A 13,467-nucleotide genomic window follows, 5' to 3' on the forward strand; every position below is an offset into this window, starting at 1 on the left:
TCTTTTACACTCTCCAGAGAATCTGCGCGGCGTAGCCCGCGCACGCGAGCAGCCAGACGATCGTCAGCGATTGCAGCAGCAGCCGCACGCCGACCGGCTTCACGTAATCCATCCAGATATCGCGAATGCCGACCCAGGCGTGATAGAACAGCGCCAGCAGCGTGACGAAGGTCGCGAGCTTCATCCATTGCGTGGCGAAGATCGATGCCCAGCCGTCGTAGGAGAAATCGCGCGCCGCGAAGAACCAGGCGAGCAGGATCACGGTGTAGACCGCCATGATGACGCCGGTGATGCGTTGCGCGAGCCAGTCGCGCAGGCCGTAGTGAGCGCCGACCACGAGGCGCTTCGAGCCGATTCGGTTGTTGCCTGCCATTTTCTTAGAATGCTCCGAACAGTTTGAGCGCGAACACCAGCGTCAGCGCCAGCGACACGACGAACACGACGATGGCCGTGCGCTTGCCGCTTTCCTTGGTGACGGCGTCATGGTTGACGTCCATCAGCAGGTGGCGGATGCCGGCGCAGAAATGATGGAGGAACGCCCAGGCCAGCACGAGGACGACCAGCTTGACGATGATGTTGGAGAGGAAGGCCTTGAAGACGTCGAAGCTGATTTCGGACGTCAGGCTCTTGTCGAAGAGGAACAGCAGGAACGGAAGCGACAGGAACAGCAGCGCGCCGCTGATCCGGTGGAAGATCGAGAGTTGCCCCGCGATCGGCAGGCGGTAATGGCGAGTTATGTCTCCGATGCCGATGTTCCGATACTCCGGCCTCGGTTTTCTTACTGCTTCAGTCATGCTAGACCCCTACTATGTAGTCACACTAATCCGCGATTTTAGCGCCTTTTTATGTCGCGCTGCAGCGAAAACCTGCTCAGGACAGTTACACCGCAGCGAACAAAAGGCGGCCCAAAACGTGCTTCGCATGTGGGCGCGAGCCCGTTCCCCACTGCCTTGCGGCCGTTCTTCGACGGCCCGCCATCATTCGATCAGCTCAGATCGTTCTGATAGTAATACCCGGTTGTGACATACCAACCGCGGCGCACCTCGACCGGACGGTCTCCATAGGTATAGGACACGCGTTCGACCGACAGCAAAGGAAATCCTTCGGACACCGACAACAGTTCGGCCACCGCCGGCTCCGCCGCCACCGCGCGCACCTTCTCGGTGGCGCGGATCATGCGCGTGCCGAACTCCGACTCGAACATCGCGTAGAGCGGCCCCTTGTACTCGGACAGGCGCTCGAAGCTCAGGCCGCGGAACATCGCGCCCGGCAGCCAGATCTCGTCGAGCACGGTGGCCACGCCGTCGAACTCCAGCAGCCGGCGCACCTGCACCACCGGATCGGCCGGCTTCAGGTCCAGCTGCCGTGCGATCTCAGCCGGCGCCCGGGTGCGGCGGCACTCCAGCAGGCGGCTCACGTGCGGGTGCTCGACGCCGTCCTCGGCCAGCAGGCGCAGGAAGCGGAACTGCGCGCGCTCCTCGCTATGGGTCGCCACGAAGGTGCCCTTGCCCTGCCGGCGCACCAGCAGGTTGTCGGCCGCCAGCTCGTCGATCGCCTTGCGTACCGTGCCCTGGCTCACCTTGTAGCGCGCCGCGAGCTCCACTTCGCTTGGTATGATCTCGCCGGGCTTCCACTCGCCCGATTCCAGCCCCTGGGTGATCAATGCCTTGATCTGCTGGTACAAGGGGCTGAAGGTCGGCGACGGGGCCTGCGCAGGCGTCGGCTCGCCGCCGGCCGAGGCCTGGCCGGGGGCGTTCGGATTCGACGCGTTCGCCTGGTTGGATGTCATGGCGCGCATTTCAACACAAAGCCAAGTTTTTCGTCCACATTTTTCCAGCAATACTCTGTCTTATATAAGACATAAGATACCGTTTGACTTTGCCATAGCTCGCTCCTACACTCCGGGGCGAGCAAGGAAGCGCCCCCGGAACGCGCTCGACCCGCGCCCAGCCTGGCTTCCAGGCCGATCGCCCGGCGCCGGCCCGAGCCGGACGCGCCTCCTGCGCACCGCTTCAATGCAATGCGACGCATAACGCGCATAAAATGGCGCTTTTGCTCGCGTCCCACGCCCATCGTCCTGGAGATTTCTCATGGCTAAGCCCGCAAAGCGCGTTGCCGTTACCGGCGCCGCAGGTCAAATCGCATACTCGCTGCTGTTCCGCATCGCGAACGGCGACCTGCTCGGCAAGGATCAGCCGGTCATCCTGCAACTGCTCGACCTCCCGCAAGCCCAAGCCGCCGTCAAGGGCGTCGTGATGGAGCTCGACGACTGCGCGTTCCCGCTGCTCGCCGGCGTCGTGATCACCGACGATCCGAAGGTCGCCTTCAAGGATGCCGACGTGGCGCTGCTGGTCGGTGCCCGCCCCCGTTCGAAGGGCATGGAGCGCAAGGACCTGCTGTCGGCCAACGCCGAGATCTTCACGGTGCAGGGCGCCGCGCTCAACGAAGTCGCCAGCCGCGACGTCAAGGTGCTGGTGGTCGGCAACCCGGCCAACACGAACGCCTACATCGCCATGAAGTCGGCCCCGGACCTGCCGAAGAAGAACTTCACGGCGATGCTGCGCCTGGACCACAACCGCGCGCTGTCGCAACTGGCCGCCAAGGCGGGCAAGCCGGTCGCCTCGATCGAGAAGCTGGCCGTGTGGGGCAACCACTCGCCGACGATGTACCCCGACTTCCGCTTCGCCAGCGCCGAAGGCGAATCGCTGCTCAAGCTGATCAACGACGACGTCTGGAACCGCGACACCTTCATCCCGACCGTCGGCAAGCGCGGCGCGGCCATCATCGAGGCGCGCGGCCTGTCGTCGGCGGCTTCGGCGGCCAACGCGGCGATCGACCACGTGCGTGACTGGGTGCTCGGCACCAACGGCAAGTGGGTCACGATGGGCATCCCGTCGGACGGCTCCTACGGCATCCCCGAGGACATCATCTACGGCGTGCCGGTGACCTGCGAGAACGGCGAGTACAAGCGCGTCGAAGGCCTGGAAATCGACGCCTTCTCGCGCGAGAAGATGGATGGCACGCTGGCCGAGCTGCTCGAGGAGCGCGACGGCGTCGCCCACCTGCTGAAGTAATGCCCGCCGGGACGGGCACGCCTCGCGCGTGGCCCGCCCCGCACCGGCCGGCGCCCGGCCGAGCTCACGGCGAGCTCGGCCCCCGGGCGCCGGCCGATTCGCATTCGATCCGCGCGCGCTTTGCCCGCCAGGCCGGCCCCGGCCGATGCCCCAGGCACCGCAGAGCCCGCTCGAATCCGATGCCTTTTCGATGCTTGCGATCCCACGCGTAACCACGATGCCCGCGCTCTCCCCCGCCGAAGTCCTCTACGACGGCGCCTCGCCGCCCGCGATCCTGCCCTGCTGCGATCACTACGCGGGCAGCGAAAAGCTGATGCGCAAGTCGCTCGCGCTGCAGGCCGAGCTGGGCCCGGTGTTCGACCTCACGCTCGACTGCGAGGACGGCGCCGCGGTCGGCCGCGAGGCCGAGCATGCCGAGCTGGTGGCCGCCATGCTGGGCGACGCGGCCAACCGCTTCGGCCGCGCCGGCGTGCGCATCCACGACTTCAGCCACCCGCATTGGCGCGACGACGTGCGCATCGTGCTGCGCGCGGCCCGCGCGCCGGCTTACATTACGCTTCCGAAAGTCACCAGCGCGGCCAATGTCGCCGAGGCCTGCGCCTTCATCGAAGGCACCCGCCGCGAGCTCGGCATCGACCGGCCGATCCTGGCCGACGTGCTGATCGAGACGCACGGCGCGCTCGAGCAGGTGGCCCGGATCGCCGCGCTGCCGGCCGTCTCCACGCTCAGCTTCGGGCTGATGGACTTCGTCTCGGCCCACCACGGCGCGATCCCCGACAGTGCGATGCGCTCGCCCGGCCAGTTCGACCACCCGCTGGTGCGCCGCGCCAAGCTCGAGATCGCCGCCGCCTGCCATGCCCACGGCAAGACGCCCTCCCACAACGTCAGCACCGAGATCCGCGACATGAGCGTGGTGGCCGGCAATGCCCGGCGCGCCCGCGACGAGTTCGGCTACACGCGCCAGTGGAGCATCCACCCGGCCCAGATCCCGGTGATCGTGGCGGCCTTCGCGCCGCGCGAGGACGAGATCGCCCTGGCCGCCGAGATCCTGCTGGCCGCGCAGGCCGCCGACTGGGGCCCGACGCGCCACCACGACACGCTGCACGACCGCGCCAGCTACCGCTATTACTGGAGCGTGCTGCGCCGCGCCCATGCCACCGGCCGCGCGATGCCCGCCGAGGTCGCGCCCTGGCTGCCGCCGCGCGACGAGGCGCGTGCATGAGCCGGGCCCGCGATTCGCTTGCCGGCTCGCGCCCGGGCGCCCTCGCCGGCCCCGGCGTGCGGCCGGCGAGCCGACTGTTTCGCGAAATCACGACAGAAGCTTCGAATTCCCTTAAAACCATCGCGCGAATTAGGAGAAAATAGCGGCCGCTGCGCACCATGGGGCGCGTGTCGCGCGCCGGCCGCCTCCCTCGTCAACCGATATCCATAAAAGGCTTGAGCACATGAACAAACTGTTGATCGCCGCCGCCATCGGCACCCTGTCCGCCACGCTCCTGAGCGTCGCCCCGCAAGCCTCGGCACAGACCGCCGGCACCACCGCCAAGGCGCCCGCCAAGAAGGCCGTGGCCAAGCGTCCGGCGCCCAAGCGCCACCTGATCCCGCGCAGCAAGCGCGCCCAGGCGGCCGCGGCGGCCAAGGTCGATCCGGCACCGGACGGCGCGGTCAAGTGGTCGTGCAAGGACGGCCTGTCCTACCAGTTGGCCGGCGACATGAAGCGCGACCAGATCGTCACGGTCCACTGGGCCAACAAGAACTACAAGCTGCCGCGCCAGGCCACCACGACCGGCGCCGACGTGTTCTACGATCCGGCCAGCGGCCTGAAGCTGGTGGTGATCCCGACCAAGGGCATGCTGTTCAGCGACAAGGAAGACACGCGCCTGGCCGACGAATGCGTGACCGCCGAGATGGCCGCCAACGGCACGCCGGCGCCGACCCAGTCGAACGAACTGGCACCGAACGTCCAGAAGTAAGCCGTACCCGCAAGCAGCACCCGGCGGTACCCGATCCGCAACGAAACAGCAGGCCAGCCACGACAGGAATCCTGATGTCCGCCCCGCAAACGAATCTCCGGCCCGCGCCGGACCCGGTACTGGTCGAGATCGTCGACTACGTGCTGGGTTTCGAGATCGACAGTGAGCTCGCGCTGGAAACGGCGCGCCACTGCCTGCTCGATACGCTCGGTTGCGGGCTCGAGGCCCTGTCCTACCCGGCCTGCACCAAGCTGCTCGGGCCGCTGGTGCCCGGCACCGTGGTGCCCAACGGCGCGCGCGTGCCGGGCACCTCGTTCCAGCTCGATCCGGTCAAGGCCGCCTTCGACATCGGCGCGGCGATCCGCTGGCTCGATTTCAACGACACCTGGCTGGCCGCCGAATGGGGCCACCCGTCCGACAACCTCGGCGGGATCCTGGCCACCGCCGACTGGCTCTCGCGCACCGCGATCGCCGCCGGCAAGCCGCCGCTGACGATGCGCGCGGTGCTGGTGGCGATGGTCAAGGCGCACGAGATCCAGGGGTGCCTGGCGCTCGAGAACGCCTTCAACCGCGTCGGCCTCGACCACGTGCTGCTGGTCAAGGTCGCCTCCACCGCCGTGGTCGGGCAACTGCTCGGCCTCACCCGCGACGAGCTGATCAACGCGCTGTCGCTGGCCTTCGTCGACGGCCAGGCGCTGCGCACCTACCGCCACGCGCCCAACACGGGCTCCCGCAAGTCCTGGGCGGCCGGCGACGCCACCTCGCGCGCGGTGCGCCTGGCGCTGATCGCGCGCACCGGCGAGATGGGCTACCCCTCGGCGCTGAGCGCGCCGACCTGGGGCTTCTACGACGTGCTGTTCGAGGGCAGGCCGTTCCGCTTCCAGCGTCCCTACGGCAGCTACGTGATGGAGAACGTGCTGTTCAAGATCGCGTTCCCCGCCGAATTCCATGCGCAGACGGCCGCCGAGGCCGCGCTCGCGCTGCATCGCCGGATCCTCGCCGCCGGGCGCGACGCCGAATCGATCCGGCGCGTCACGATCCGCACGCACGAGGCCGCGATCCGCATCATCGACAAGAGCGGGCCGCTGGCCAATCCGGCCGACCGCGACCACTGCATCCAGTACATGGTGGCGGTGCCGCTCCTGTTCGGACGGCTGACGGCCGCCGACTACGAGGACGACGTCGCTCGCGACCCGCGCATCGACGCGCTGCGCGCGAAGATCGCCTGCGTAGAGGATCCGCAATTCACGAAGGACTATCACGACCCGGACAAGCGCGCGATCGCCAACGCGCTGACGGTCGAATTCGACGACGGCACGGTGCTCGACGAGGTGGTGGTCGACTACCCGATCGGGCATCGCCGCCGTCGCGCCGAGGGCATCCCCCTTCTCGTCGAGAAATTCCGCGGCAACCTGGCGCGGCGTTTCCCGGCGAAGCAGCAACAAGCGATTCTCGACGTGTCGCTCGATCCGGCAAGGCTCGCCGCCATGCCGGTCAATGAATACGTCGACTTGTATGTGATCTAGCCGTCAGATACAGGACATCTTTCCTCGCCTCAACCCAGGAAACCAGGAAAACACCATGGCCCACAATCTCCACAAAACCCTCAAGGAATTCGACAGCGGTTCCGGAAAAGGCAAGTTCTATTCGCTGCCCCAGCTCGGCAAGGAACTGAAGACCAAGATCGAACGCCTGCCGGTGTCGATCCGTCTGGTGCTCGAATCGGTGCTGCGCAACTACGACGGCAAGAAGATCACCGAGGAACACATCGAGCAACTGGCGAACTGGAAGCCCGATGCCAAGCGCGTCGACGAGATCCCGTTCGTGGTCGCGCGCGTGGTGCTGCAGGATTTCACGGGCGTGCCGCTGCTCGCCGACATCGCGGCCATGCGCGGTGTGGCGCAGCGCGCCGGCCAGGACCCGAAGAAGATCGAACCGCTGGTCCCGGTCGATCTGGTGGTCGATCACTCGGTGCAGATCGACTACTTCCGCCAGAAGAACGCGCTCGACCTGAACATGAAGCTGGAATTCCAGCGCAACAACGAGCGCTACCAGTTCATGAAGTGGGGCATGCAGGCCTTCGACACCTTCGGCGTGGTGCCCCCGGGCATCGGCATCGTCCACCAGGTCAACCTCGAGTACCTGGCGCGCGGCGTGCACAAGAAGGCCGACGGCGCCGACACGGTGTACTACCCCGACACGCTGGTCGGCACCGACAGCCACACCACCATGATCAACGGCATCGGCGTGGTGGGCTGGGGCGTGGGCGGCATCGAGGCGGAAGCCGGCATGCTCGGCCAGCCGGTGTACTTCCTCACGCCGGACGTGGTCGGCGTCGAGCTCAAGGGCAAGCTGCGCGAAGGCGTGACGGCCACCGATCTGGTGCTGACCATCACGGAAATGCTGCGCAAGGAAAAGGTGGTGGGCAAGTTCGTCGAGTTCTTCGGCGAAGGCACCGCCTCGCTGTCGCTGCCGGATCGCGCCACGATCGGCAACATGGCGCCCGAGTACGGCGCGACCATGGGCTTCTTCCCGGTCGACGAGAAGACCATCGAGTACTTCGAGGGCACCGGCCGCACCAAGGCCGAGATCGCCGCCTTCGAGAACTACTTCAAGGCCCAGAAGCTGTTCGGCGTGCCCAAGGCCGGCGAGATCGACTACACCAAGTCGCTCACGCTCGACCTGTCGAGCGTGGCGCCCTCGCTGGCCGGCCCGAAGCGTCCGCAGGACCGCATCGAGATCACCCACGTCAAGTCGACCTTCGCCGACCTGTTCTCGAAGCCGGTTGCCGAAAACGGCTTCAACAAGAAGGCCGAGGACCTCAGCGCGCAGTACACCACCAGCAACGGCGTGAACGTGAAGAACGGCGACATCCTGATCGCCGCGATCACCTCCTGCACCAACACCTCGAACCCGAGCGTGCTGCTGGCCGCGGGCCTGCTGGCCAAGAAGGCGGTGGAAGCGGGCCTGACGGTCGCGCCGCACATCAAGACCTCGCTGGCGCCGGGATCGCGCATCGTCACCGAGTACCTGACCAAGACGGGCCTGCTGCCCTACCTGAGCAAGCTCGGTTTCGAACTGGCCGCCTACGGCTGCACGACCTGCATCGGCAACGCCGGCGACCTGACGCCCGAGCTGAACGAAGCGATCGTCAAGAACGATATCGTGGCCGCGGCCGTGCTGTCGGGCAACCGCAACTTCGAGGCGCGCATCCACCCGAACATCCGCGCCAACTTCCTGGCCTCGCCGCCGCTGGTGGTGGCCTACGCGATCGCCGGCACCATCACGCGCGACCTGATGACCGAACCGGTCGGCAAGGGCAAGGGTGGCCGCGACATCTACCTCGGCGACATCTGGCCGACCAGCGAGGAAATCCAGTCGCTACTGAAGTACGCGCTCGACCCGAAGGCCTTCGAGTCGAATTATTCGAAGCTGACCAAGAAGGGCGACCTGTGGAGCAAGATCGAGGGCGAGACGGGCCAGGTCTACGACTGGCCGAAGTCGACCTACATCGCCGAGCCGCCGTTCTTCGGCAAGGACTTCCCGATGCAGCCTTCGGACTCGATCGCGCCGGTCAAGGGCGCGCGCGCGCTCGGCGTGTTCGGCGACTCGGTGACCACCGACCACATCAGCCCGGCAGGCTCGATCAAGGAAGACTCGCCGGCCGGCCGCTGGCTGAAGGAGAACGGCGTGCAGAAGGCCGACTTCAACAGCTACGGCTCGCGTCGCGGCAACCATGACGTGATGATGCGCGGCACCTTCGCCAACGTGCGGATCAAGAACCTGATGATCCCGGCCAAGGCCGACGGCTCGCGCGTCGAGGGCGGCCTGACGATCCACCAGCCGAGCGGCGAACAACTGTCGATCTACGACGCGGCGATGAAGTACGTCGACGCCGGCGTGCCGACCGTGATCTTCGCGGGCGAGGAATACGGCACGGGTTCGTCGCGCGACTGGGCCGCCAAGGGCACCCAGCTGCTCGGCGTGAAGGCCGTGGTGGCGCGCAGCTTCGAGCGGATCCACCGCTCCAACCTGGTCGGCATGGGCGTGCTGCCCCTGCAGTTCAAGGGCTCGGACAGCGTCCAGTCGCTCGGCATCACCGGCGAGGAAACCTACGACGTGGAAGACCTCGGCGACGACTTCAAGCCGCAGCAGGACGTCACCCTGGTGATCCACTACAAGAACGGCGAAACCAAGCGCGTGCCGGTGCTGCTGCGCGTGGACACGCCGATCGAGGTGGACTACTACAAGCACGGCGGGATCCTGCCCTTCGTGCTGCGCTCGCTGCTGGCTGCCTGAGCGCGCGGTTTTTGCAGGTGCCGCGCGTCGGAGACGATGCGCGGACGATTCGAGCCCGGCTCCGGCCGGGCTTTTTTTCGTCCCGGCCCGGGGCGCGATGGCGATGGCGGCGCGCTGACCCGATCGGCCGGGCGGCGACGGCAGCGCGAGCCGGCTCGAGCTCCCGTTCGAGATTCAGGGCACTCGCGCGGCGACGCTTCGCCAGCCGCGCATCACGCGCCGCCCGCCTCTGCCTCTCGTCCCGCTCTCGCCCCCTACTTGGCGCCCCGCTCCGACGGCACCGCCTTGCCCGAGCGATGGGAGGGCGCGAACAGGCGCAGGCCGCTGGCCAGGCTGGCGGCGGCCGAGAAGCCGGCGCCCAGCCCGAGCGCCAGCGTCGGGCCGTGCTTGGCGGCGATACCGAAGCACAGCGCGACCAGGGCCGCGCCGGTGGCCTGCCCGATCAGGCGCGCGGTGGCGATGATGCCGCTCGCGCCGCCGCTGCGCTCGGGCGGCGCGCTCGCCATCAGGGCCTTCAGGTTGGGCGACTGGAAGAAGCCGAAACCGGCGCCGCACAAGGCCATGCGCCAGACGATGTCGGACACGTGCGGATACGGCGGCAGCATCGCCAGCAAGGCCATGCCGAGCGCCAGGATCGCCAGCCCCACCGCGCCCAGCAGCCCCGGCGGATAACGATCCGACATGCGCCCGGCGATCGGCGCGGACAGCGCCACCACCGCCGACCAGGGCGTCATCAGGAAGCCGGTCTCGACCGCGCTGCGATGCAGGACGTCCTCGAAGTAGAACGGCAGCGAGACGAAGGCCAGGCCCTGCGCCGCGAACGAGCAGACCGCCGTCAGCGCCGACAGCGCGAACACCGGCCGCTTGAACAGGTCGACCGGCAGCATCGGCGCGGGATGCCCCGCCTCGCGGCGGATCAGCAGCCAGCCGAACACCAGGGTCACGCCGGCGGCCGCCAGGCTGAAGGCCAGCGGCCCGCGCTGCGAGGTCTCGCCGAGCGCGAAGATCAGCGCCGCGAAGGTCACCACGTTGAGACCGGCCGCGACCGGATCGAAACTGTGGCCGCCGCGCCCCGTGTGCGGCAGCGCCGGGATCGCCACCGCCAGCGCGGCCAGCCCGAGCGGCACGTTGACGGCGAACAGCCAGGGCCAGTCGGCCAGCGAGAGGATCACCGAAGCCACCGTCGGCCCCACCGCGAAGGACACGCCGACGATCAGCGCGTTCAGGCCGAGCCCGCGCCCGAGCCGCTGCGCCGGGTAGAGATGGCGGATCAGCGCCGTGTTGACGCTCATGATGGCCGCCGCGCCCAGGCCCTGCACGATACGCGCCGCGGTCAGCATCGGCAGCGTCGAGACCAGCGCGCAGGCCAGCGAGGCGGCCGTAAACACCACCAGCCCGCCGATATAGATGCGGCGATGGCCGACGATGTCGCCCAGCGCGGCCAGCGGCAGCAAGGTGGCCACCATCGCGAGCTGGTAGGCGTTGATGATCCAGACCGAGGCGGCAGGCGCCGTGTGCAGGTCGGCGGCGATGGCGGGCAAGGCGGTGTTCGCGATCGCCGTATCGAGCGTCGCGAGCGCGACCGCGAGCAGGATCGCGATCATCGCGCGCCAGTTGAACGCCGGCTCCGCGGGGCGGCCGGCGAGAAGGGTTTCGGACAAGGCAGGACTCGGCAGGACGGGCGACGCGGATCGCGCATCGCGAATGGTTCGACGCGGCGGCGCGTCGATTGCCCGATTTCCGGAAACGAAACCCGCCGCAGCCTCCGTATTGTTGCAGAGCGGCGCCGATCCTGCAGGCTCGCGATACGCGAGAAAGCTGGTCGAAAGCCTGGCTGCCGGTGATGGCAGCCGGTGGCTTCCGGCAGTGCCGGCGAAGCCGGCAGGCACGGCGCCGCGGGCTGCCGTCGTCGGCCGATTCACCGCCGGCCGGATCTGCTTGCCGCCCGCCCTTCGCTTCCTCGCCTCCTCGCGTCCCCGTCTACCCGCCCGCGCCGAGCGCGCCGCGATCGAGCGAGGCCGCGCGAATCGCCTCGCCGGGCTCGGTGAAGGTCTGCTGCCGCAACTGCGCGATGCGCGCGTCGCGATCGTCGGGCGAGAGCCCCTGCGCGAGAATCCGATCGCGTTCGGCCGCATAGGCCTGGTAGCGACCCTGCCAGGCATCGTCGTCCTGCTGCAGCTTGGCGGCGCGCGCGGCTGCCTCGGGCCCGAGCGCCTGCGCGAGCTGGGCGCGCATCTGCTCCGGCGTCGCGCCGGCCTGCTGCATGGCCGCGATCTTCGACACGGCATCCTGCTGGGCCCGGATCGCCGCCTGCTGCGCGCGCTCGGCCGGCGTCAGTTGCGCATCGAGCGCGGCCAGGCGCGCGGCCTTCTGCTCGTCGCTGAGCGCGGGATCGCGCGCGATCCGGATTCGCTCCAGGTCGAGCCGCTGGCGGCGCTGCTCCTCGCCGAAGAAGGGCTCGGCCCATTCGCCGAGCGTGCGGCTGGCCAGCGTCGCGCGCTGTTCGAGCGCGAGCTGCATGGCGGCCGGATCAAGCTTGTCGCCGAGCACCGAGCCGCCGCCCGGCAGCCGCGCGAGTCCATCGAAATAGGCGCGATAGCGTTGCCAGGCATCGAGCGCGTCCTGCTGCGCCGGGCTGCCCTCCAGTTGCGCGGCGATCTCGCGACGCACCAGCGCGTCGAGCCCGGCCGGCGTGAGGTCGTGCTGCGCGCTCAGGCAGTAGTCGAGGAAGTCGCGCACCGCGCGCGTCCTCGCCAGCCTGCCGCCGGCATCGAGCGGCAGGCGCGGCGCGCTGGAACCGGCCAGCGAGGCCGGCAGCGTGGCGGCCAGCGGCACCGCCTCGCCCGCCGGCCCGGCGCTCGCCGCGACGGCTGCGGACGCAACGACCGCGGCCGCGTCGTGGCGAGGCTCGCCGCCCGGCGGCAGCAGCCACCAGGCGATCGCGCCGGCCGCGACGAAGCCGCTCGCCGCGAACAGCGCGACGCGCCCGGCCCGCGCGGCGCGCACCGGACGATCGGGCCGCACCATCAGATGCCCTGCTGCTTGAGGCGGTTCACGTGAGTGCGGATCACCGCGACCGGATCCTCGGCATTCGCGCCGCGCACGCCGAGCAACTGGTTGATCTCGTCGAGGTGGTTCCAGTGGTAGCTGGTGCTGATCACCTGGCCGAACAACGAGCTGCAGCGCGACACCAGCCCGTCGTTCTGTCCCGAGCCGCGATTGATCATCACCGCGCCGGTGCCGAGCAAGGCCAGCGTCGAGATATCGGTGACGTTGGCCGAGTCGAAGGTGCTGGTGCTGGTATCGCTCGCGCCCGTCACGCCGAGCACGGTCGCGCCCGGCTGGATCGCCGTGCCGCCCCAGGAATAGAGCAGGTGCTGGTTGCCGGCGACGGTTTCGGTCGCCGCCCCCGTCTGGCAGGTGCCCGGCGCGCCGAGCCCGGCGCTAGGGAAGTTCTTGTTGTAGGCGGCCGTCTGCGCGGTGGTCAGCGTCTTGAGCGCGGCCAGCGCGTCCTGGTTGGTGTTCAGCGAGCTGTTGATCAGCGTGCCGAACACGTTGACGAAGGCGGCGATCACCGTCGACGACAGGCCGGTGGGATCGGTCGCCAGCACGCCCTGCACGAAATCGGCGAACTCGGAGCCGCGATGCGGCGTGCCGATGGTGGTCACCGAAGCCACCAGTTGCGGCGCGACCGCCGCCACGTAGCGCGAAGTCAGCCCGCCCTGGCTGTGGCCGATCAGGTTGACCTTGGTCGCGCCGGTGGCTGCCAGCACCTGCTTGACGTAGGCCAGCAACTGCTCGCCGCGGCCGTTCGGGCCGTCGTCGCTCTGGAAGCCGGACAGGTTGGCCACGTAGACCTTCGCGCCATGCGATTGCAGGTCGCTCTGGATGCCGTACCAGTAGTCGAGCACATTCGCGAACTTGTCGGTGCCGGCCAGGCCGTGCACCAGGATCACCGGATAGCGCGTCGCCGCATAGGTATCGGCCGCCATCGCCGCGGGCGCCGCCGTCATCGCCAGGCCCGCCGCCCCGGCCAGCGGCATCGCCGCCAGCGCCCATGCCACCGCCCTCGCCGCCAGCCTCGAACGCATCGATCTGCGCATGCTTATCTCCCTCGTTAT

General features: G+C 68.5%; 11 protein-coding genes. 5 read left to right on the forward strand and 6 right to left on the reverse strand.

Features of this window, described 5'->3' with window-relative positions; genetic code table 11:
- Positions 1-4: 4 nt before the first annotated feature.
- From sdhD to BM43_RS08270, 3 genes are all read right to left on the reverse strand, one after another.
- Positions 5-373 carry a succinate dehydrogenase, hydrophobic membrane anchor protein gene (sdhD, locus tag BM43_RS08260; protein ID WP_013690594.1) on the reverse strand — a complete coding sequence of 123 codons (369 nt, stop codon included), beginning with the start codon at positions 371-373 and terminating at the stop codon, positions 5-7.
- Between the two features lie 4 nt (positions 374-377).
- Positions 378-794 (reverse strand): succinate dehydrogenase, cytochrome b556 subunit, encoded by a 417-nt coding sequence (gene sdhC / locus BM43_RS08265; protein ID WP_013690595.1) that lies wholly within the window; start codon positions 792-794, stop codon positions 378-380.
- 191 nt (positions 795-985) lie between these two features.
- Positions 986-1,789, reverse strand: a complete 804-nt coding sequence (locus tag BM43_RS08270; RefSeq protein WP_025098911.1) for a GntR family transcriptional regulator — start codon at positions 1,787-1,789, stop codon at positions 986-988.
- A 301-nt stretch (positions 1,790-2,090) separates the two neighbouring features.
- Here BM43_RS08270 and BM43_RS08275 point away from each other — a divergent pair, with 301 nt between their 5' ends.
- The 5 genes from BM43_RS08275 to acnA all read left to right on the forward strand — a co-directional run bounded on the left by BM43_RS08275 (position 2,091) and on the right by acnA (position 9,346).
- A complete protein-coding gene (locus tag BM43_RS08275) occupies positions 2,091-3,074 on the forward strand; it encodes a malate dehydrogenase (protein ID WP_013690597.1) in 984 nt (327 codons plus the stop codon).
- A 217-nt stretch (positions 3,075-3,291) separates the two neighbouring features.
- Positions 3,292-4,296: an HpcH/HpaI aldolase/citrate lyase family protein gene (locus BM43_RS08280; protein ID WP_036055907.1), complete on the forward strand. Its 1,005-nt coding sequence runs from the start codon at positions 3,292-3,294 to the stop codon at positions 4,294-4,296.
- 223 nt (positions 4,297-4,519) lie between these two features.
- Complete coding sequence (locus BM43_RS08285; RefSeq protein WP_013690599.1) at positions 4,520-5,047, forward strand: hypothetical protein; 528 nt, start codon at positions 4,520-4,522, stop codon at positions 5,045-5,047.
- 74 nt (positions 5,048-5,121) lie between these two features.
- On the forward strand, positions 5,122-6,573 hold the full coding sequence (locus BM43_RS08290) for a bifunctional 2-methylcitrate dehydratase/aconitate hydratase (RefSeq protein ID WP_036055906.1): 1,452 nt from the start codon (positions 5,122-5,124) through the stop codon (positions 6,571-6,573).
- A 55-nt stretch (positions 6,574-6,628) separates the two neighbouring features.
- A complete protein-coding gene (gene acnA / locus BM43_RS08295; protein ID WP_013690601.1) occupies positions 6,629-9,346 on the forward strand; it encodes an aconitate hydratase AcnA in 2,718 nt (905 codons plus the stop codon).
- Between the two features lie 254 nt (positions 9,347-9,600).
- On the opposite strand, the gene BM43_RS08300 is transcribed toward acnA, so the two are convergent.
- The 3 genes from BM43_RS08300 to BM43_RS08310 form a co-directional block, all read right to left on the reverse strand.
- The gene (locus tag BM43_RS08300) at positions 9,601-10,950 is read right to left on the reverse strand and encodes an MFS transporter (protein ID WP_042286731.1); all 1,350 of its coding nucleotides are present in this window, start codon (positions 10,948-10,950) and stop codon (positions 9,601-9,603) included.
- A gap of 376 nt (positions 10,951-11,326) precedes the next feature.
- Complete coding sequence (locus tag BM43_RS08305; RefSeq protein WP_036055904.1) at positions 11,327-12,373, reverse strand: lipase secretion chaperone; 1,047 nt, start codon at positions 12,371-12,373, stop codon at positions 11,327-11,329.
- Positions 12,373-13,449: an alpha/beta hydrolase gene (locus BM43_RS08310; RefSeq protein WP_017920562.1), complete on the reverse strand. Its 1,077-nt coding sequence runs from the start codon at positions 13,447-13,449 to the stop codon at positions 12,373-12,375. Before BM43_RS08310 ends, BM43_RS08305 begins: the two co-directional genes overlap by 1 nt.
- Between the last annotated feature and the right edge of the window lie 18 nt (positions 13,450-13,467).

This window comes from Burkholderia gladioli, assembly GCF_000959725.1.
Classification (GTDB): domain Bacteria; phylum Pseudomonadota; class Gammaproteobacteria; order Burkholderiales; family Burkholderiaceae; genus Burkholderia; species Burkholderia gladioli.

Bases quoted from the DNA above. Each gene is read 5' to 3' on its own strand.
- sdhD (WP_013690594.1), bottom strand. From the start codon at position 373: ATGGCAGGCAACAACCGAATCGGCTCGAAGCGCCTCGTGGTCGGCGCT.
- sdhC (WP_013690595.1), bottom strand. From the start codon at position 794: ATGACTGAAGCAGTAAGAAAACCGAGGCCGGAGTATCGGAACATCGGC.
- BM43_RS08270 (WP_025098911.1), bottom strand. From the start codon at position 1,789: ATGACATCCAACCAGGCGAACGCGTCGAATCCGAACGCCCCCGGCCAG.
- BM43_RS08275 (WP_013690597.1), top strand. From the start codon at position 2,091: ATGGCTAAGCCCGCAAAGCGCGTTGCCGTTACCGGCGCCGCAGGTCAA.
- BM43_RS08280 (WP_036055907.1), top strand. From the start codon at position 3,292: ATGCCCGCGCTCTCCCCCGCCGAAGTCCTCTACGACGGCGCCTCGCCG.
- BM43_RS08285 (WP_013690599.1), top strand. From the start codon at position 4,520: ATGAACAAACTGTTGATCGCCGCCGCCATCGGCACCCTGTCCGCCACG.
- BM43_RS08290 (WP_036055906.1), top strand. From the start codon at position 5,122: ATGTCCGCCCCGCAAACGAATCTCCGGCCCGCGCCGGACCCGGTACTG.
- acnA (WP_013690601.1), top strand. From the start codon at position 6,629: ATGGCCCACAATCTCCACAAAACCCTCAAGGAATTCGACAGCGGTTCC.
- BM43_RS08300 (WP_042286731.1), bottom strand. From the start codon at position 10,950: ATGATCGCGATCCTGCTCGCGGTCGCGCTCGCGACGCTCGATACGGCG.
- BM43_RS08305 (WP_036055904.1), bottom strand. From the start codon at position 12,373: ATGGTGCGGCCCGATCGTCCGGTGCGCGCCGCGCGGGCCGGGCGCGTC.
- BM43_RS08310 (WP_017920562.1), bottom strand. From the start codon at position 13,449: ATGCGCAGATCGATGCGTTCGAGGCTGGCGGCGAGGGCGGTGGCATGG.